Source organism: Streptomyces polygonati, assembly GCF_042650325.1.
Classification (GTDB): Bacteria; Actinomycetota; Actinomycetes; order Streptomycetales; family Streptomycetaceae; genus Actinacidiphila; species Actinacidiphila polygonati.
In genome coordinates, this window is the sequence record NZ_JBHSBB010000027.1 from 98,096 (window position 1) to 117,059 (window position 18,964).

Genomic DNA, 18,964 nt, shown 5'->3' on the forward strand with positions numbered 1-18,964 from the left:
TCGCGGGGCGGAAGAACGGGGAGCTGGCGGTCGCCTGGACGCTACCGTGCTCCCGCACGGGTCAGCGAATTCCCCCACCCGGGTGACGGCCCCTTCGGGGACGGCGCCGGGTGGTGGCTCGCGGTCCGCGCCCGACGCAAGCACCGTCATGCCTTGTCGCGCGGTTCCCCGCGCCCCTTTTCGGGCCGGGTTCGGCCGGGTTGCGGTTTGTGCCCGTCGTGAGCGCCGTTGTGGCTTGTCGCGCAGTTCCCCGCGCCCCTGCGGGGCACAGGTCCGCCCGGGAGCCGGCGGAAGGGGCCCCGAAAGGGGCGCGGGGAACTGCGCGAGCGGCCACGACGGCGGGACGGTCCGGGTCCGGGCTCAGTGGGGCTGCCCGGTCGGTTCACTGGGGCCAAGGGGCGCGGGGAACCGCGCGAGCGGCCCCCACCGGGCGGACGGTCCGGATACAGCCGCGGCGGGGCTGGTCGGGCGGTCCGGGGTGCGGGGAGCCGGGGCCCGCGGGGCTGCCCGGCCGGTTCGCCCGGGCCAAGGGGCGCGGGGCCCGGACCCGGGCGGTGCCCGGGGAGTGGACCGGTCAGCGCGGCCCGCAGGGCTTCGCGTAGATTGCGCTGCGGGTTTTCCCGACGGCTTTGAGGAACGGGTCAGTGACAGCGGCGGCGCGGCAGGACGTGGTGGAGGCCCGCAGGGTCGTGGTCAAGGTCGGCTCCTCCTCGCTGACCACCGCCGCCGGCGGGCTGGACGCCGACCGGGTGGACGCCCTGGTCGACGTGCTGGCCAAGGCGCGCGAGCAGCGCGAGGTCGTCCTGGTCTCCTCCGGGGCCATCGCCGCCGGCCTCGCCCCGCTGGGCCTGGCCGAGCGCCCCCGCGACCTCGCCCGCCAGCAGGCCGCCGCCAGCGTCGGCCAGGGCCTGCTGGTCGCCCGCTACACCGCCTCCTTCGCCCGCTACGGCATCCGCGTCGGCCAGGTGCTGCTCACCTCCGACGACGTCGCCCGCCGCGCCCACTACCGCAACGCGTACCGCACCCTGGACCAGCTGCTCTCGATGGGCGCGCTGCCGGTCGTCAACGAGAACGACACCGTGGCCACCGACGAGATCCGCTTCGGCGACAACGACCGGCTCGCCGCCCTCGTCGCCCACCTCGTGCACGCCGACCTGCTCGTCCTGCTGTCCGACGTGGACGGCCTGTACGACGGCGATCCGCGGACCCCCGGCACCAGCCGGATCGACGAGGTCACCGGGCCCGGCGACCTCGAAGGCGTCTCCATCGGCAGCGCCGGCAAGGCCGGCGTCGGCACCGGCGGGATGGTCACCAAGGTGGAGGCCGCCGCCATCGCGACCGGCGCCGGCGTCCCGGTGGTGCTCACCTCCGCCGTGCACGCCGCCGACGCGCTGGCCGGCCGGCCCACCGGCACCTACTTCCACCGCACCGGCAAGCGCTCCGCCGACCGGCTGCTGTGGCTCGCGCACGCCTCCACCCCGCGCGGGACGCTGCGGCTGGACGCCGGGGCGGTCCGCGCCGTCACCGAGCGCGGCGGCTCGCTGCTGCCGGCCGGCCTGACCGGCGTCGAGGGCGAGTTCGTGGCCGGCGACCCGGTCGACCTGCTGGACGAGTCCGGCCGGGCGGTCGCCCGCGGCCTGGTCAACTTCGACGCCCGCGAGCTGCCCCGGCTGCTCGGCCGCTCCACCCGGGACCTGGCCAGGGAACTCGGCCCCGCCTACGAGCGGGAGGTCGTGCACCGTGACGATCTGGTCCTGCTGCGTGCCTGAACGTGCCGCTGACCTGCTTCTTGTCCAAAACGGCCCCGCCGCCTGCCGGAGCCTGCTCAACTTGATGAAGACCCGATGCCCAGGAACGGCCGCACCGGCAGTCGCGGCCGGAGCCGGGGAACATCACCCACAGGGAGGCCGCCGGTGAAACGAGGGCGCCCGGGGCCGTTGTCCAGGGGTTCGACGGAACGCGCACTGGTCAGCGTCGACACCGTGGACAGCGCCGCGACCGACGACGAGATCACCCACACCGACACCGACACCGACAGCGATACCGACAGCGGGCAGCAGACCCGGCAGGAGGAGGAGACCCCGACCTCCCGGCTGTGGCACATCACTCTCAACGTCTCAGGACCGCGCACCCCGCTGTCCGAGGTCCGGCGGGGTCTGGAACAGCTCGCCAACGACCACCCCTTCCTGCTCACCAGCCGCTACGCCACCGACCACGCCGAGATCCGGTACTGGGAGGAGGCCCGCGACCTGCACGACGCGGCGGCCATCGCGCTGCGGCTGTGGGGCGAGCACCGCGCCACCGCGGGCCTGCCGCCGTGGGAGACGGTCGGCCTGGAAGTCATCGACCGGGGCACGTACCACCAGCGCCTCGCCGAGGGCTACGGCCCGCCGCCCGCGGTACCGATCGGCGTCCACCCTTTCTGACGCCGCGGCGCCCCGGGTTCCGGCCCGGGGCCGGCTGACATCCCGGGGCTCCGAGCGGCCCGGCGGCCCTGCGCCGTCCGGGCCCGCCGGCCTTCACGGGCCCACTAGGCTGCACCCATGACGCTGCCCTCGCCGCTGCCCAAGTCGCCCGTGATGCTCGCGGCCTACCGGGCCCGCGCCGCCGCCGCCGACCTCGCACCGCTGCCCCGGGCGCCGAAGGACGACGCGCTGCTGGCCATCGCGGACGCGCTGGTCGTACGCACCCAGGAGGTCGTCGCCGCCAACGCCGAGGACGTGGCCAAGGCCCGCGCGGCCGGCACGAGCGAGGCGATCATCGACCGGCTCACCCTCACCCGGGAGCGGATCGCCGCCATCGCCGCCGACGTACGCCATGTCGCCTCGCTGCCCGACCCGGTCGGCGAGGTGCTGCGCGGCTCCACCCTGCCGAACGGCCTGGACCTGCGGCAGGTCAGAGTGCCGCTCGGCGTGGTCGGCATCATCTACGAGGCCCGCCCCAATGTCACCGTGGACGCCGCCGCCCTGTGCCTGAAGTCCGGCAACGCGGTGCTGCTGCGCGGCTCCTCCTCCGCCTACGCCTCCAACACCGCCCTGATCACGGTGCTGCGCGACGCGGTGGGCGGCGCCGGACTGCCCGCCGACGCCGTCCAGCTCGTCCCCGGTGAGAGCCGCGACTCCGTCAACGAGCTGATGCGCGCCCGCGGCATGGTGGACGTGCTGATCCCGCGCGGCGGCGCCGCCCTGATCCGTACCGTGGTGGAGGGCTCCACCGTGCCGGTGATCGAGACCGGCACCGGGAACTGCCATGTGTACGTGGACGCCGACGCCGACCTCGACATGGCCGTGGACATCCTGGTCAACTCCAAGGCCCAGCGGCCCAGCGTCTGCAACGCCGCCGAGACCCTGCTGGTGCATCGCGCCGTCGCCGACCGTTTCCTGCCCCGCGCCCTGGACGCGCTGGCCGAGGCCGGTGTCACCGTGCACGGCGACCCCCGGGTGCTGGCCGTCGCCGAGTCGTCCGGCAGCAAGGCCACCGTCGTCCCGGCCACCGCCGAGGACTGGGAGACCGAGTACCTGTCCTACGACATCGCGGCCGGCGTGGTGGACTCCCTGGAGTCGGCGGTCGAGCACATCCGGCTGTGGTCCTCGGGACACACCGAGGCCATCGTCACCGGCTCGCAACCCGCCGCCCGGCGTTTCACCCAGCTGGTCGACGCCGCGGCGGTGATGGTCAACGCCTCCACCCGCTTCACCGACGGCGGCCAGTTCGGCTTCGGCGCCGAGATCGGCATCTCCACCCAGAAACTGCACGCCCGCGGGCCCATGGGACTGCCCGAACTGACCTCGACCAAGTACATCGTGACCGGCGACGGTCACATCCGCTGACCCCCGCCCCACGCGTACCCGTACGGCCCACAGTCCGTCCACAGACAGCACGGATTCCCCTGCCCAAAGGGCCGACTCCCGCATTACCCTGAACAGATGCCGGACGATGACGAGTTCGCCTCCCTAGTCCTCGACGAAGATTTCGTACGGTCCGCCCTCTTCCATGAGCCCACGGCCCGGGAACGGCTGCTGGCCGTCGCCGAGCGCCCGGCGCCGCCGCCCGGGCGGCACCGCGGCCGGCCCGCCGCCGCGCCGGAGAACGGCGCGGCGCTGTCCGCCGACGACCTCTACGCGGCCGGCCATCCGTACCGCGGCAGCAGTACCCGCTGGCATCGTCCGGTCGCCTGGGCGCTGGCGGTGGTGATGGGCGTCGGGGTGGTCGCCCTCGCCTTCGCCGCCGTCTACCGCGGCGCGGGCAGCGCCCGGCAGCCCACCGCGCCGCCGCCCTCCAGCCTTCCGGTCGGCACCCAGCGCCTCCAGCCGGTCCTCACCACTCCTTTGCGCTGAGCCGGTGTCAAGTTGACCGGCACCGGGGAGCTTCTTCCCCTGCTCACCGACTTAACCTGGTGATATGAGCGGGTCTGCAGACCCTCCCGAGGGCGCCCCCGACGGTGCCCCGGGAGGAGGCGAGGACGAGTACCGGTCCGTCGTCTTCGACGAATCGTTCGTGCGGGCTGCCCGCATCCAGGAGCTCTCCGCCCAGGAACGGCTGGACGGGTCGGCCCGGGCGGTCCGGATCCGGCATGTGCTGCCGCGCGGCCTGGCCCGGCAGGTGACGGCCCTGATCCTGCTGATCGTGCTGGCCTTCGGCTTCGCCGTCTACATGGGCGTACGCCACCCCTACCGGGCCGTCGCGCCCGGCCTGGGCGAGCAGCTGCGGGTGACCATGATCCCGCTGGTGCCGGTGGGCCGGGTGCCCGCGGTGTCCGCCGCCGCGCCCTTCGCCGGCGGCACCGCCGCCAACTACAAGATCGGCGTCCAGGGGCTCGTGCTGCCGCCGCTGCACGCCGTCGGCGGCTTCGCCCGCAGCGAGGTCCAGCAGGCCTACGCCATCGCCCGGGAGTATCTGGACGACTCCGGACTCGACCAGGACGCGGTGACCGGCGGCGACGTGCGCAAGGTGCGCGACCTGCTCGACCCCGGGCAGCTGGCGCAGTTCGACGCCAGCCTGACCCGGCCGTCCGAGGACAGCCTGCACAACTCCACCGGCTGGCTGGTGCGCTTCGACCCGGCGGCCCGCATCACCCTGGTCGGCGCCACCCGGGTGCAGGGCACCCTCGACGCCACCGAGACCAGCCACAGCCTGCTGGAGGTCAGCTCCGACCACACCTTCGTCTACGCGCTGCGCGGCCCCCATTCGGCGGCCGGCGTCGCGTCGCTGTTCACCGTACGGCGGCAGCTGCGCTTCCGCTTCGACCACCAGGACCTGGAGCGGCACCGCATCGAGGTCGTCGAAGCCGATGTGGCGGCCGGGCCGCTGCCGTGCAGCGTCCCGGCGCAGGGCTTCCGCCCGATCCTGGCCGGCGACACCGCGCCGGCCCAAGCCGTCGCGGCCGATCCGTACGACCACGGCCGGCCGGTGGGCGCGGTGTGCGTGCCGCTCAGCTCTCCGGTGGCCGGTCCTCCGTCGACCCGTCAGACGAGTCCGACGCGTCCCCTGAGCCCGGCGGCCGCGCGCCCGTCCCGGTGAACCGGTCGCGCAGCCTGCCGCCCAGGTCCCCGGCCCCGCTCGACAGGTCGCGTATCAGGCCCATCAGCGGGTCCTTGCTCTGCTTCACCGTGTCGGCGTAGTGCTGCGCGGACTCCCGGAAGGAGTCGCCGACCGAGGCGTCCTTGTCCTCGGTGCGCCGCGGGTAGTGGCCGTCCATCAGCCGCTGGAAGTCGCGGGAAGCCGACCACGCGCGCAGCTCGGCGGCCCGGACGGTGGTGAAGGGATGGCTGCGCGGCAGCACGTTCATGATCTTCAGCACCGAGTCGCGCAGGTCGCCGGCCGCCTCGTACTCGTCGGCCTGCTTCAAGAAGGCGTCCACATTCATCTCGTGCAGGTGATTGCCGCCGGCCAGCTTCATCAGGCCGCGCATCGAGGCCCGTACGTCCTGGCCGACCAGCAGCCCGGCCCGGTCGGCGGACAGCTCCGACTTGCGGAACCACTCGCGCAGCGCGGTGACCAGCGCCAGCACCGCCAGATTGCCCAGCGGGATCCACGCCACCCGCAGCGCCAGGCTGGTCAGGAACAGCAGGATCGTGCGGTACACCGAATGGCCGGACAGCGCGTGCCCCACCTCGTGGCCGATGACCGCCCGCATCTCCTCCTCGTCCAGCAGCTCCACCAGACCGGTGGTCAGGACGATGATCGGCTCGTCCATGCCGATGCACATCGCGTTCGGCACCGGATTCTGACTGACGTACAGCAGCGGGGACTTCTCCAGGTCCAGGATGTAACAGGCGTCCCGCAGCATCGCGTTGAGATGCCCGAACTGCTCGTCGCTGACCCGGACCGAGTCCGACAGGAACAGCAGCCGCAGACTCCGCTCGGGCAGCAGTCCGCTCAACGCCTTGAAGACGGTGTCGAATCCGCTCAGTTTGCGGAGCGCGACCAGCGCCGAGCGGTCGGCGGGATGCTCATAGGCCCGCGACGATATGTCCGGGAAGCGGCGGCGGTTGCGGGCCGGCGCCTTCTCGGTGCTGACCCGCTCACCCGGCGGCTCCGGCGCGGGTCCTGACGCGTCCCGCGGAGCGTCCTCCGGGCCGTCTTTCGAGGCGTCCCGCGATCCGTCCTGCGGTCCGTTCGACCCGTTCGCGTCGTTCGGTTCGGACATACTGGCCCAACCCCCTGCTAGCCCACCGGTTCATAGTGCTGGACGCGCGGAGCCTGCGCGAAGTTCCCCCGAGCCCGCCCGTACCATGTGCCCAGAGCCCTACCGAAGTCCTGCCGCCGTCCCCGAGCAAGCAAAGGGTCCCGCTGACCATGTCACCCCTCGCAGCTTCCGCCCTGACCACGCTCGCCGAGTCCGGCGGCGGTCGCCACGCCAGTCTGAGCCCGTTCGCCACCGGTTTCGGCGCGCTCGGCGCCCTGCTGTTCCTGCTGTGGATCGTCACCCGCTTCAACCGCGACTAACATGGCCGCCGGAAAGCAGCGCATCGGTGTGATGGGCGGTACGTTCGACCCCATCCACCACGGGCACCTGGTGGCCGCGAGCGAGGTCGCCAGCCTCTTCCACCTCGACGAGGTGGTGTTCGTACCCACCGGGCAGCCCTGGCAGAAGGAAGACCGCAAGGTCTCGGCCGCCGAGGACCGCTATCTGATGACGGTGATCGCCACCGCCTCCAACCCGCAGTTCTCGGTCAGCCGCAGCGACATCGACCGGGCGGGCCGTACATACACCATCGACACCCTGCGGGACCTGCGTACGGAGCACCCGGCGGCGGACCTCTTCTTCATCACCGGCGCCGACGCCCTGTCGCAGATCTTCTCCTGGCGCGATGCCGAGGAACTGATCTCCCTGGCGCACTTCATCGGGGTGACACGTCCGGGGCATACGCTGTCCGACCCCGGCTTCCCGGAGGGCGGGGCGTCATTGGTGGAGGTCCCCGCGCTGGCGATCTCGTCCACCGACTGCCGGTTGCGGGTGGCCAAGGGGGATCCGGTCTGGTACTTGGTTCCGGACGGTGTGGTGCGCTACATCGACAAACGCGCGCTCTACCGGGACGCGACCGGGTAGCGCGTAAAAACACACGAAGGGGTTCCTCGTGAACGACGCAAACCCCCGTTGGCAGTATGCCGAGGGCGGTCCCGACAACGAGAGTGACCCTTACGCGCAGGAGCCCTACTACCAGCAGCAGCAGTACGGTTACGACGCGTACGGCAGGCCCCTTCAGCCGCAGCAGGCACCGCCGCCGCAGAATCCCCCCCAGCAGCAGCCGTACGGCGATCCGTACTACGCCGACCCCGCGCAGCCGTACGGCGGCCAGCAGCAGGGCGGCCAGCAGGGGGCCCAGCACGGCGGCCAGCCCCCGGGCTGGATCCCGCAGCAGCCGCAGCAGTCGTACTACGAGCAGCCGCAGCAGCCCCAGGGCCCCCAGGCGTACGACACCGGCCAGCACGCGCCCGTCTACGACACGGGCCAGCAGTCGCTCTACCAGACCGGCCAGCAGCCCGTTTACGACACGGGCCAGCAGGCGCCCCTCTACGGCACCGGTCAGCAGCCGATATACGACACCGGCCGGCAGCCGGTTTACGACACGGGCCAGCAGCCCGTCTACGACACCGGCCGGCAGCCCGCCCATGACACCGGCCAGCAGCAGGCCGTGCCGGACACCGGGCCGGCGCGCGAGGCCGAGGACGAGCCGGCCCCGAGCTACCACACCGAGCAGTTCGCCTTCGTCGACGAGGAGTCGGAGGAGTCCGAGGACGTCATCGACTGGCTGAAGTTCTCCGAGTCCCGCACCGAGCGCCGCGAGGAGGCCAAGCGGCGCAGCACCAACCGTCGCCGCGGCCTCGTCCTGCTGGTGGTGCTGGCCCTGCTCGGCGCCGGCGGTTACCTGTGGTACGAGGGCAAGATCCCCGGCCTGAACAAGGACAAGACCGGTCCGGTCGCCTCCGGCGGCAGCCAGAAGCGCGATGTGATCGTCGTCCATATGCTCCCGGTCGACGGCGGACCCAGCTCCACCGCGCTGCTCGTGGACAACGCCAGCAAGGGCCGCGGCACCACCGTGCTGGTCCCCAACACCCTCCAGGTCAGCCAGGACGACGGCACCACGACCACCCTGGACAAGTCCGTCGCGAACGGGGTGGGCCCCACCAGGGACGCGCTCAACACGCTGCTCGGCACCGACATCAAGGGCAGCTGGCGGCTCGACTCGCCGTATCTGGAACTGCTGGTCGACTCGCTCGGCGACATCCTGGTGGACACCAACACCGTGGTGAAGGGCACCGGCAAGGCCAGCGGGACGACCCTGATCCCCAAGGGCCCCCAGCAGGAGCTGACCGGCCAGGCTGCCGTCATCTACGCCACGTACAAGGCACCCGGCGAATCGCAGAGCGACCAGCTCGCCCGCTTCGGCCAGGTCATGCAGGCGGTGCTGAAGAAGATGCCCAGCGACGCGGCCGGCGCCACCAGGACCGTCCAGGGACTGGCCCAGATCCTGGACCCGTCGCTCAACGACAAGCAGCTCGGCGCCTCGCTCGCCGGTCTGGCCGAACTCGCCAAGACCGGCGCCTACGACACCGCGATGCTGGCGGTGCAGAAGGACGGCACGCTCAGCGCCCAGGCCACCGACAGCGTGGTCAAGGACGTGCTCGGCGGCAGCGTCAAGCAGGGCGGCGCGGGTACGGCGCAGGCCCGGGTCGAGATCGAGGACGCCACCGGGAACCCCAGGGCGGCCGACATCGCCCAGGCGGCGATCGTCAACGGCGGTACGTACGTCTATGTGTCCGGCGGCAAGGCGCCCGCCACCCGGACGCTGTCCCAGGTGCTCTACTCCGACCCGGTCCGGCTCGCCGCGGCCAAGGACGTGGCCGCCACGCTGGGACTGCCCGCCAGCGAGGTGAAGAAGGGGACCGTGCCCTCCAACGCGGACATCACGGTGGTCCTCGGCAAGGACTACAAGGTGCCCTCGCCCGACTGACGCCGGCCGACGCACCCGGCGTGATCGGAAACGGTCGGGGGTTGTCAGACGGTCATGAGACCCTTGACCGACGAGCCCCCGACCGGAAAGCCGCTTCTGTGACCGCCACTGACCGCTCCATCGAGCTGACCCGCACCGCCGCCCAGGCGGCGGCCGACAAGCTCGCGCACGACATCGTCGCCTACGACGTCAGCGACGTGCTCTCCATCACCGACGCCTTCCTGGTCGCCTCCGCTCCGAACGACCGGCAGGTCAAGGCCATCGTGGACGGCATCGAGGAGACCCTGTTCAAGGAGCTCGACGTCAAGCCGGTGCGGCGCGAGGGCGAGCGCGAGGGCCGCTGGGTGCTGCTGGACTACATCGACATAGTGGTCCACGTGCAGCATTCCGAGGAGCGGGTCTACTACGCGCTGGAGCGGCTGTGGAAGGACTGCCCGGAGATCGGGCTGCCCGAGGAAGCCGTCGCCACCCGCGGCAAGGGTGCGGCCCACGTCAGGGCCGACTCCGCCGCCGAGGACGAAGGAGCCTGAGCTGAACGGCAGTAAGGGCGGCCGGGGCCGCCGGATCGTGTTGTGGCGGCACGGCCAGACCGCCTGGAATCTGGAAGAGCGCTTCCAGGGCAACACCGACATCGACCTGACCGAGACCGGCGTGGCCCAGGCGCGGCACGCGGCCCGGCTGCTGGCCGCGGTGAAGCCCGACGCGATCATCTCCTCCGACCTGCGACGGGCCGCGGACACCGCCGCCGAGCTCTCCGCGCTCACCGGCGTGCCCGTCTCCCGCTACGAGGGCCTGCGCGAGACCTATGCCGGTCTCTGGCAGGGCCTGACCCATACCGAGATCGTCGGGCGGTACGGCGATCAGTACGCGGCCTGGAAGCGCGGTGAGCCGGTCCGTCGCGGCGGCGGCGAGCTGGAGACCGAGGTCGCCGACCGCGCCGCGCCCGTCGTCCTCGGCGCGGCCGAGGAGTTGCCCGACGGCGGAGTGCTGGTCGTGGTCAGCCACGGCGGCACCATCCGCACCACCATCGGCCGGCTGCTGGGCCTCGACCCGGTCAGCTGGGAATCCCTCGGCGGCCTGTCCAACTGCTGCTGGTCGGTGCTGGGCGAGGGCTCCCGGGGCTGGCGCCTCAACGAGCACAACGCCGGCAGCCTGCCGGAACCCGTGCTCGGCGACGACACGTAGGACGGCACGCGGCGCGGCGCGCGGGACGGCACGCCGGGGCGGTCGGCCGCCGCCCGTGCCGTGCCGTTCGCCCGCCGGAAGTGATTTCGTTTCCGGTGCGCTCACCGGCTATGCTTCTTCTCGTCGCCGCGACAACCGGGCGGTCACGGGGCTGTAGCTCAGTTGGTAGAGCGCTTGCATGGCATGCAAGAGGTCCGGGGTTCAATTCCCCGTAGCTCCACGGGCGAGAGGGCGAGACCTGTCCGCAAAAAACGCGGACAGGTCTCGCCCTCTCCTTTCTGCTCGGCTTCGCCTCGCGGGGCGGGGGCTTCGCCACCCGCACCCCCGTCCTGGCTGGCCGGGCTGGGCCGGAGGGGCTAGCGGCGGAAAGCGCGGACCGTCTCGCCTTCGTCGTTTCTGCTCGGCTTCGCCTCGCGGGGCGGGGGCTTCGCCACCCGCACCCCCTTCGTGGCCGGCCGGGCTGGGCCGGAGGGGCTAGCGGCGGAAAACGCGGACAGGTCTCGCCCTCTCCTTTCTGCTCGGCTTCGCCTCGCGTGGCGGGGGCTTCGCCACCCGCAGCCCCTTCGTGGCCGGCCGGGCTGGGCCGGAGGGCTGGTGGGGGCCGTCCCGGGGCCGGCCGGGGGCGCTCGCTCACCCGGGGAGCGGGACCTTGCCGGCGGCGATCACGGCGGAGAGCGGGCGGCCGTGGACCGGGCAGCCGATCATCGGGTCCTCCAGCGCCCGCAGCCGCTCGATCTGCCGGCGGTCCTCCTCCCCGACCGGGGTGTACGTCACGATCCGATGCTCGGTCATCCCGTCGATGCTCAGCGAGATCGAGGTCAGGTTCACGATCCCGACAGCCGAGTGCCGGAAGACCTTCACCCGGCGGCCGGGCGCGGCCACATCACCGTTCGCCCACAGCTGCGCGAATCGCGGACTCTCGGCGATCAGCCGGGCGATGAACGTCTCCCAGGCGGGCTCGCCCACGTGGTGGCCGTAGGTCCTGCGCAGTTGCGCCACCATCCACGGCAGTTCCTCCTCGCTGTTGACGAAGGTCGAGCAGCACTGCGGCACCGTGAACATCTTGTAGAGCACATTGCGCTGCGGGCGCTCCACCAGCGAGGTCATCGGCCACAGCGCCCGGTAGGTGGAGTTCGACGCGACCACGTCGTAGCGCGCGTTGTAGACGCCGGCCGGCAGCGGGTCGAGGGCCTCCAGGACCCGCAGCACCTCCGTGCCGAGGGCCTCCTCGTCGGAGACCGGCCCGCGGACGTACGGAATGCCGGCCAGCCGGTAGAGGTGCTCGCGCTCGGTGACGTCGAGTTGCAGCACCCGGGCCACCGCGTCCAGCACCTGCACGCTGGCGTTGATGGGGCGGCCCTGCTCCAGCCAGGTGTACCAGGTGACACCGACCCCGGCGAGCTGCGCGACCTCCTCGCGGCGCAGCCCGGGGGTGCGCCGCCGGAAGCCCGGCGGCATGCCGACATCCTCCGGGCTGATCCGGGCCCGGCGGCTGCGGAGGAAGGCGGCGAGCTCGGTGCGGCGAGGAGAAGGTGGCTGTGCCATGCTTCCATCCTCAGGGGCGGCGGCCACCACAGCCAGGTGCTCTCAGTACCAGGATCAGTGGACTCTCGTTACCGGTACCGGAATGGCCGCAAGCTCATTGCATGAGCGATCACATACCCGGCGGCGGACCGTCCGCCGTGGCCACGGCCTCCGTCTCCGCCGTCTCCTCTTCCGCCCGCCCGCTACCGGGCTCCGACCCGGGCGCCCGCGCCGACCGGCCGGGAGCGAGATCCGGGCTGCTGCTCTGGACGATCCTGATGGGCCAGTTCATGGCCCTGCTCGACGTCTTCATCGTCAATGTCGCCGCCCCCACCATCCGCACCGATCTGCACGCCTCCGGCGCCGGACTGCAACTGGTGATCGCCGGCTACACCATCGCCTACGCGGTGCTGCTGATCACCGGCGCGCGGCTGGGCGACCTGCTGGGCCACCGGCGGCTGTTCATGGCCGGGCTCGCGCTCTTCACCGTCTCCTCGCTGGCCTGCGGTCTCGCGCAGAGCACCGGCGAGCTGATCGGCTTCCGGTTCGTGCAGGGCACCGGTTCCGCGCTGATGATCCCGCAGGTGCTGAGCCTGCTCCAGCTCAACTTCACCGGTGAGGCGCGCACCCGGGCGATGAGCGTCTACTCGGCGGTGGTGGCCTCGGGCGCGGCCCTCGGCCAGTCGCTGGGCGGGGTGCTGGTCAGCGCCGACCTGTTCGGCTCCGGCTGGCGGCCGGTCTTCCTGGTCAATGTGCCGATCGGACTGCTGATGCTGGTGGTCGCGCCGCGGGTGCTGCCCCGCGACGCGCGCACCGCTCCCGAGCGGCGGCGCGGCCTGGACCTGCCGGGCCTGATCCTGCTGGCCGCCGCCGTCACGCTGTTCACCGTCCCGCTGGTGCTCGGGCAGGAGGAGGGCTGGCCCGTGTGGGGCTGGGTGTGCCTGGCCCTGAGCGTGCTGTTCTTCGCGCTCTTCATGGTGGTGGAGGCCCGCGTCGCCCGCCGCGGCGGAGCGCCGCTGGTGTCCGGCCGGGTGCTGCGGGCGCCGGGGATCGCCCGGGCGATCACCGTGATCATGCTGTCCATGGCGATCAACGCCGGCTTCCTGTTCGCGGTGGCGCTGCACCTCCAGTCCGGGCTCGGCTTCAGCGCGCTGCACACCGGGCTGACCTTCGCGGTCTGCGCGATCACCTTCGGCGGGATCGGCCTCACCTGGCGGCGGCTGCCGGTGGCGTGGCGCCCCTGGCTGGCGGTGGCGGGCCTGCTGATCTCCGCCGTCTCGCTGACCGGGCTCGCGCTGGCGCTGCGCGGCGGCGGTGACGGCGGCGGATGGCTCTACGTCACCCTGCTGAGCCTCGGCCTGGGGCTCGGGCTGGCCTTCAGCCCGACCTTCACGCTGGCGCTGTCGAAGGTCGCGCCCCAGGACGCCGCCGACGCCAGCGGACTGCTGGCGACGGTGACGCAGCTGGGCCAGCTGATCGGCGTGGCGACCCTCGGCACGCTGTTCCTGAACCGGCTGGCGCTGCCGGGCCCGCACCCGTCGGTGCACGCCTTCACCGTGACGTCGGTGGCGCTGGTGTGCGTCTCGCTGGCCGGCGCGCTGGCGGCCGGAGCGGCCGGGATCGCCGGGATGCGGCGCCGGACGGCGAGCTGAGGCGCGCCACGTCGTGGGGCGGGGCGCCCGGGGGCCTACGCGGCTCCCGGGCGCCTACGCCTCCAGCACCGGGTAGTCGGTGTAGCCGCGCTCGTCGCCGCCGTAGAAGGTCGCCCGGTCCGGGGCGTTGAACGGGCCGCCGGACCGGAGTCTGCGCGGCAGGTCGGGGTTGGCGAGGAAGAGGGCGCCGTAGGAGAGCATGTCGGCGGTGCCGTCCTCGATCAGGGTCAGCTCCTCGGGCCCCGAGGGCCGGCCCTCGGTACGGGCGTTGAGGATCAGCGCCCCGCCGAAGCGCTTGCGCAGCTCCAGGGTGAGCGCGCGGTCGGCGCTCTCCGTCAGGTGCAGATAGGCCGGGCCGATCGGCTCCAGGGCGCGCAGCAGGGCCAGATACGTCGGACCGGGTTCGGGCTCGTCGATGTCCCCGAGCGGGTTGCCGGGGGATATCCGCAAGCCCGTACGGTGGGCGCCGATCGCGTCGGCCACGGCGCGGACCAGTTCCACCGCGAACCGGATCCGGCCCTCGTGGCCGCCGCCCCAGGCGTCGGTGCGCAGATTGGAGTTGGGCGCCAGGAACTGGTGGACGAGATAGCCGTTGGCCCCGTGCACCTCCACCCCGTCGAAGCCGGCCCGGACCGCGTTGCGGGCGGCGGACACATGGTCGGCGATGGTCCGCTGGATGCCGTCCTCGTCCAGGGCGCGGGGGACCACGTACTCCATGGGGCCCGCCGCGGTGTAGATCCGGCCCTTGGGTGCCACGGCGGAGGCGCTGACCGGGACCAGCCCGTGCGCCGACACGGAAGGGTGACCGATGCGGCCGGTGTGCATCAGCTGGACGAAGATCCGGCCGCCGGCCGAGTGCACGGCGTCGGTGACCCGGCGCCAGGCCGCGATCTGCTCCTCGCTGTGCAGCCCGGGGGTGTCCGGATAGCCCTGCCCGGCGGGGGAGGGCTGGGTGCCCTCGGTGATGATCAGTCCGGCCGAGGCACGCTGCGCGTAGTACGCGACGACGGCCTCGGTGGGGCTCGACCCCGGCCCGTACGCCCGGCTGCGGGTCATCGGTGCCATGACGATCCGGTTGGCCAGGCGCAGGCCCGCCAGGTCGATGGGGTCGAACGCGGTGGTCACAGCGCCCTCCAGGCTCAGCGTCCGGCCGGCCCCGAGCGGTCGGCCGCGCCCACCGTAACCCGGCAACCGGCCCCCGATTGTTGAGGTTTCATGAACTCCCCCGCCGCCCCCGGACCCGCGGGGCGTCCCCGGGAACCCCGAGCTCGCGCCCCCGCATCCGATTTGCCTCACCACCCCGGAGGCCGTGTAAAGTACCCCAAGTCGCCGGGCCACAACCCGGGACACACGCGGGGCTGTAGCTCAGTTGGTAGAGCGCTTGCATGGCATGCAAGAGGTCCGGGGTTCAATTCCCCGTAGCTCCACATAGAAATACCGCTGGAGCCCTTGTCCTTCCAGCGGCCACCCAGCGGGCGGCCAGGGCCAGATCCCAAGCAGCACCCTTCCCTCCGGGGGGAGGGTGCTGTTTTCGTGTCGGGGCGGACTGGTGGTCCTTGGCGGCGCCTGCGGCCCGACGGGGGCGCCTTGGCCCCCGGAGAGGTCCTTCGGGGCTCGCCGTTGCTGCTGCTCGTGGTGCTCGCGTGCCCACGTGACGGCTGCGGGTTCGTGGTGCGGTCGTAGCGGATGTCGTCGCTTGTGGATCGGCGGCGCTTTCGGAGCCTCTGTCACCTCAACGCGATCGTGCACCACACGACCTTTCCACCAGCGGGCAGCAGGTAGTAGTCCCACTCCTTGGAGATGGCCTCCAGGATGAGCAAGCCCCGGCCGCTCTCAGCCTCGTCGGACGCTTGGGCGGGGACGAGGGGCGGTCGGTTGTCGGGGTCGGCGACCTCGGCGATGAGTTGGGTGTTGTCATGCCGAAGCGTCAGCGTGACGCGTGCTTCGGGTGTATCTGCGGCAACGTGTCGCACAGCGTTGGAGACCAGTTCGCAGACGGCCAGCTCGGTGATGTCGATCTGTTCGTCGGCTACTTGCCATGCACTGAGTACGTCGCGCACGTGGTGCCGTGCCCACGGGGTTGCCTCGGCGCGAGCAGCCAAGTCCAGTGTGCTGACCATCGCTTCAGCCATCATGGTCGGCCGTCCCGGGGGTCAAGGTGGCGATGAAGACCGTGCCTTTGATTTTCTCCGCCAGTTCTTCGCGCATGAACGTCGCCAGCTCGGGCGTGGGGTGGAAGGCGTCCAGGCTGAGCGCCACCACGGCCGGTACGTCTTCCGATCGGCAGGACTCCACCATGTCGAGCCAGACCTGCAAGCGTTGGCCCGGCCCGCTGTCCTCATAGATATCCACCAGCTCGAACCCGCCCTGCTCGGCGAAATCGGCGAGCGCCTGGCGGGCCCGCTGAACGGCTTCATCGTCCATGCCGTCGAGGACACGGAAGTAGCCGTAAAGGCGTGGTCGCGTTGCGGCTGTTGTCACGCTGTCGCTCCTGCACCTGGGGGATGAGCCATAAGGAGCGTGGGCGGAAGTACCGGCTGGGCGTCATGGCGCGGCCGCATGAGTGGATATGCGGGGGACGCATGGACACCCGGGTACCACCCGGCTACTGTCCGTAGGCTTGGCCTTTGGCACTGGCGCATGGCGGCCTTGGGGTACGGAATGGCACAACAACAGGTTCAGTACTGCTCGTGCGGTACGCGGCTGGCCCGCGACAACCGGGGCGCGTTATGCGCTTCCTGCCTGCGCCGGCGGGAGGCCACGGCCGTTGCCCAACCGCCGGAGGTACCACCTGAGTTCTGGCGGGACGACCGGCTGCGCGAGGCTCTGGCCGGCTGGCACATGGGCCAGGTGTTCTACGCGTACCGCGTCCATTCGTGGCACGGCCGGGTCGTATCGCAGGAGACGCTCGCCGGGTGGCTGGGGCTCACCCAGGCACAGCTCAGCCGGATCGAGAGCGCCAGCACCGCACCGCAGGACCTCGGCAAGCTCATGCGCTGGGCGCATAGCCTGCGGATCCCGGGCTACCTAATGTGGTTCAAGCTGCCAAGCGAGAAGTCAGCGGAAGCCGCCGAAGCACCGCCAGCGGCAGCGACAACGCAGTCTCCAGGCGACGCGCTCTTGCCGGTGGTAGTCAACGGTCGGCCCGTGTTCGTTCCAGTGAACGCGCACGCCCTGGCGATCAGTGGGTTTGGCAGCTTGCTCGAGCAGTCGGTTCGGGCCGGCGACGCGGGCGACCCCACCAGCGCCATGGAGCAAGACGCGATGACTTCCCTCAACCGCCGATCCGTACTCATGGGCGGCTTCGCCGCTGCTGCACTGCCGGGTCTGAGCCTGGCTGATCTTCAGCAAGTTGCCTCAGCCCTTACCGACGCACGCCGACAGGCGGATGGCCCTCCCGTAACGCGCTTCCGCACGCAACTCGCGTCCTACAAGCAGGACGACGGAACACTTGGGCCGAAGCGCGCGCTGCCGCTGGTGCTCGGGATGCTCGGCGCGATTGAGCAAAGCGCCCGAGACGTATCTGCGAACGTGCGCCGCGAACTGCTGTCGGTCGGTGCCGACGGTGCGGAGTTCGCCGGATGGCTCTACCGCGACATCCACCGGCCGGACATGGCCGGGTTCTGGTACGACCGCGCGATGGAGTGGGCGCAAGAGGCTGACGACCCTGCCATGCAAGGCTATTTGCTCCTCAGAAAGTCACAGATGGCCTATGACGAACGGGATGCCGCACGACTGTTCACGCTGGCCGAGGCGGCTGCGAACGCGCGCTGGCAGCTTCCGCGCCGGGTACAGGCCGAGGTGACGCAACAAGCAGCTCTCGGGGCCGCCATGCTCGGCGAACCGCTCGTCAGCGTTCGACGGAAGCTTGACGATGCCCAAGCTCTGCTCGGCCTTGCCACGGACGATCATCACGAACTGGGGGCGTACTTCACGGAAAGCACGCTCCTGCTCCGTAACGCCGTCACTCTGACGGAAGCGGGCAAGTCCGGCATGGCGGCTGAGTTGTTCGGCGAGGTCATCGCAGCCGGCGGCCTTTCGGTTCGAGATGGCGGCTTCTTCAACGCACGGCGAGCGGCTGCCTTGGCGCTCAGCGGTGAACCGGACGAGGCCGCCAACGTCGGTCGGCGGTCGGCTGGCGTAGCCCATGCAATGAGGTCGCAGCGCACCGTGCAGGTTCTCGGTGAGGTACTGCAATCACTTGCGCGGTGGCGCAGCCGTCCCGCCGTGCGTGAGTTCCGCGAAGCCCTACACGTCGCCTGACGTTGACGCCGGTTCCGCGGTCAGCCAAGCGGCCACGGTCTGAATGACGAACGCCTGGTACTCCTGGCTCTTCGGGTCGAGGTACTGGGGATCGTCGTGTACGGCGAAGCCGTGCTGCGACCCTGGAACCTCGACGAGGCCGACCGGAGCACGAAAGCGAGGCACGGCTTCGCGTGACGACTCGACGGGAACAAGCGTGTCGGCGTCACCGTGGACGATGAGCGTCGGCGCTTGTACCTGACCGATCGCCTCCTGTGTCGGGAACCAGAAGGCCTCGTTGAGCAAGGGCCGACCATGTCGCAGCGTGGGCGTGAACCGAATCCCGCCGGACTCGTTGAGCTCCTGGGCGGCTTCTTCGGTGATGGACTCGTCCACCCAGTACGGCCGGCTGTCGATGGTCCGCCATTTGTAGTTGAGCTGCGGGTTGAACAGCACCAGGCGCGTGATTTCCGACGGCCGGTGCGCGGCGTAGTAGACCGAGACGCCACCGGTGAAGCTCGCAGCAAGCAGCGTGATGTCCTGCGCCGTGGTGGCTTCGCGTGCGTACGACACGGCGACGCGAATATCGTTGAGGATGGTTGCGAGCGTCAGTTCCTCCTGGCGACCCTCGCTCTCACCGTGTCCGCGAAGGTCGAAACGGAGAGAGGCCACGCCAGCGTCGGCGAGACCGTCCGCCAGGCGAGCGAAGAATCCGCCCTCCTCCCGTGTGACACCGCCGCCGTGGACGAGTACCACCGCGCTTTTCGCACGATCCCGCGGTGTGACGAGCGTTGCCGCCAGGCGCAGACCGTCGAGGCTGCGGATGGTCACGATGTCGGAGGGCATGGCGGCAAGCGTAATGGGGGCGCCCAGCGGCGGACAGGTAGCCAAGTCGAGCAGGCG

General features: G+C 71.4%; 18 protein-coding genes and 2 tRNA genes. 14 read left to right on the forward strand and 6 right to left on the reverse strand.

Annotation, left to right across the window (positions count from 1 at the left end):
* The first annotated feature begins 668 nt into the window (after nucleotides 1-668).
* From proB to ACFO3J_RS28955, 5 genes are all read left to right on the forward strand, one after another.
* The gene (proB, locus tag ACFO3J_RS28935; RefSeq protein WP_386435798.1) at nucleotides 669-1,769 is read left to right on the forward strand and encodes a glutamate 5-kinase; all 1,101 of its coding nucleotides are present in this window, start codon (nucleotides 669-671) and stop codon (nucleotides 1,767-1,769) included.
* Between the two features lie 240 nt (nucleotides 1,770-2,009).
* A complete protein-coding gene (locus ACFO3J_RS28940; RefSeq protein WP_386435801.1) occupies nucleotides 2,010-2,426 on the forward strand; it encodes a hypothetical protein in 417 nt (138 codons plus the stop codon).
* A 117-nt stretch (nucleotides 2,427-2,543) separates the two neighbouring features.
* The gene (locus ACFO3J_RS28945) at nucleotides 2,544-3,830 is read left to right on the forward strand and encodes a glutamate-5-semialdehyde dehydrogenase (RefSeq protein ID WP_386435456.1); all 1,287 of its coding nucleotides are present in this window, start codon (nucleotides 2,544-2,546) and stop codon (nucleotides 3,828-3,830) included.
* Nucleotides 3,831-3,926: 96 nt separating this feature from the next.
* A complete protein-coding gene (locus ACFO3J_RS28950; protein ID WP_386435458.1) occupies nucleotides 3,927-4,337 on the forward strand; it encodes an SCO2583/SCO2584 N-terminal domain-containing protein in 411 nt (136 codons plus the stop codon).
* 64 nt (nucleotides 4,338-4,401) lie between these two features.
* The gene (locus tag ACFO3J_RS28955; protein WP_386435461.1) at nucleotides 4,402-5,520 is read left to right on the forward strand and encodes an SCO2583 family membrane protein; all 1,119 of its coding nucleotides are present in this window, start codon (nucleotides 4,402-4,404) and stop codon (nucleotides 5,518-5,520) included.
* Here the strand turns inward: ACFO3J_RS28955 and ACFO3J_RS28960 are convergent.
* On the reverse strand, nucleotides 5,432-6,649 hold the full coding sequence (locus ACFO3J_RS28960; RefSeq protein WP_386435464.1) for a M48 family metallopeptidase: 1,218 nt from the start codon (nucleotides 6,647-6,649) through the stop codon (nucleotides 5,432-5,434). The two genes, ACFO3J_RS28955 and ACFO3J_RS28960, sit on opposite strands and share 89 nt — an antisense overlap.
* Nucleotides 6,650-6,798: 149 nt before the next feature.
* Between ACFO3J_RS28960 and ACFO3J_RS28965 the strand changes: the two genes are divergently transcribed.
* The 6 genes from ACFO3J_RS28965 to ACFO3J_RS28990 all read left to right on the forward strand — a co-directional run bounded on the left by ACFO3J_RS28965 (nucleotide 6,799) and on the right by ACFO3J_RS28990 (nucleotide 10,863).
* The gene (locus ACFO3J_RS28965; protein WP_386435467.1) at nucleotides 6,799-6,948 is read left to right on the forward strand and encodes a hypothetical protein; all 150 of its coding nucleotides are present in this window, start codon (nucleotides 6,799-6,801) and stop codon (nucleotides 6,946-6,948) included.
* Between the two features lies 1 nt (nucleotide 6,949).
* Nucleotides 6,950-7,552 (forward strand): nicotinate-nucleotide adenylyltransferase, encoded by a 603-nt coding sequence (gene nadD / locus ACFO3J_RS28970; RefSeq protein ID WP_386435469.1) that lies wholly within the window; start codon nucleotides 6,950-6,952, stop codon nucleotides 7,550-7,552.
* A 28-nt stretch (nucleotides 7,553-7,580) separates the two neighbouring features.
* Nucleotides 7,581-9,458, forward strand: a complete 1,878-nt coding sequence (locus ACFO3J_RS28975; RefSeq protein ID WP_386435472.1) for an LCP family protein — start codon at nucleotides 7,581-7,583, stop codon at nucleotides 9,456-9,458.
* Between the two features lie 98 nt (nucleotides 9,459-9,556).
* A complete protein-coding gene (rsfS, locus tag ACFO3J_RS28980; protein ID WP_386435475.1) occupies nucleotides 9,557-9,988 on the forward strand; it encodes a ribosome silencing factor in 432 nt (143 codons plus the stop codon).
* Nucleotide 9,989: 1 nt separating this feature from the next.
* Nucleotides 9,990-10,643: a histidine phosphatase family protein gene (locus ACFO3J_RS28985; RefSeq protein WP_386435803.1), complete on the forward strand. Its 654-nt coding sequence runs from the start codon at nucleotides 9,990-9,992 to the stop codon at nucleotides 10,641-10,643.
* A 147-nt stretch (nucleotides 10,644-10,790) separates the two neighbouring features.
* Nucleotides 10,791-10,863: transfer RNA gene (locus tag ACFO3J_RS28990), tRNA-Ala, on the forward strand.
* A gap of 410 nt (nucleotides 10,864-11,273) precedes the next feature.
* Here ACFO3J_RS28990 and ACFO3J_RS28995 read toward each other — a convergent pair.
* Nucleotides 11,274-12,188, reverse strand: a complete 915-nt coding sequence (locus ACFO3J_RS28995; RefSeq protein ID WP_386435478.1) for a helix-turn-helix transcriptional regulator — start codon at nucleotides 12,186-12,188, stop codon at nucleotides 11,274-11,276.
* Between the two features lie 101 nt (nucleotides 12,189-12,289).
* Here ACFO3J_RS28995 and ACFO3J_RS29000 point away from each other — a divergent pair, with 101 nt between their 5' ends.
* Nucleotides 12,290-13,819: an MFS transporter gene (locus tag ACFO3J_RS29000; RefSeq protein WP_386435481.1), complete on the forward strand. Its 1,530-nt coding sequence runs from the start codon at nucleotides 12,290-12,292 to the stop codon at nucleotides 13,817-13,819.
* A gap of 54 nt (nucleotides 13,820-13,873) precedes the next feature.
* Here ACFO3J_RS29000 and ACFO3J_RS29005 read toward each other — a convergent pair whose 3' ends face one another.
* Nucleotides 13,874-14,944 carry an alkene reductase gene (locus ACFO3J_RS29005; protein WP_386435484.1) on the reverse strand — a complete coding sequence of 357 codons (1,071 nt, stop codon included), beginning with the start codon at nucleotides 14,942-14,944 and terminating at the stop codon, nucleotides 13,874-13,876.
* Nucleotides 14,945-15,173: 229 nt separating this feature from the next.
* Between ACFO3J_RS29005 and ACFO3J_RS29010 the strand changes: the two genes are divergently transcribed.
* Nucleotides 15,174-15,246: transfer RNA gene (locus tag ACFO3J_RS29010), tRNA-Ala, on the forward strand.
* A gap of 300 nt (nucleotides 15,247-15,546) precedes the next feature.
* Here the strand turns inward: ACFO3J_RS29010 and ACFO3J_RS29015 are convergent.
* Nucleotides 15,547-15,954 (reverse strand): ATP-binding protein, encoded by a 408-nt coding sequence (locus tag ACFO3J_RS29015; protein ID WP_386435487.1) that lies wholly within the window; start codon nucleotides 15,952-15,954, stop codon nucleotides 15,547-15,549.
* Nucleotides 15,944-16,300, reverse strand: coding sequence for a hypothetical protein (locus ACFO3J_RS29020; protein WP_386435490.1), 357 nt, complete (start codon nucleotides 16,298-16,300; stop codon nucleotides 15,944-15,946). Before ACFO3J_RS29020 ends, ACFO3J_RS29015 begins: the two co-directional genes overlap by 11 nt.
* 180 nt (nucleotides 16,301-16,480) lie before the next feature.
* Here ACFO3J_RS29020 and ACFO3J_RS29025 point away from each other — a divergent pair, with 180 nt between their 5' ends.
* Entirely contained in the window at nucleotides 16,481-18,082 is a 1,602-nt protein-coding gene (locus tag ACFO3J_RS29025) for an XRE family transcriptional regulator (protein WP_386435493.1), read from the forward strand.
* Here the strand turns inward: ACFO3J_RS29025 and ACFO3J_RS29030 are convergent.
* A complete protein-coding gene (locus ACFO3J_RS29030) occupies nucleotides 18,068-18,907 on the reverse strand; it encodes an alpha/beta hydrolase (RefSeq protein ID WP_386435495.1) in 840 nt (279 codons plus the stop codon). The genes ACFO3J_RS29025 and ACFO3J_RS29030 overlap by 15 nt on opposite strands.
* Between the last annotated feature and the right edge of the window lie 57 nt (nucleotides 18,908-18,964).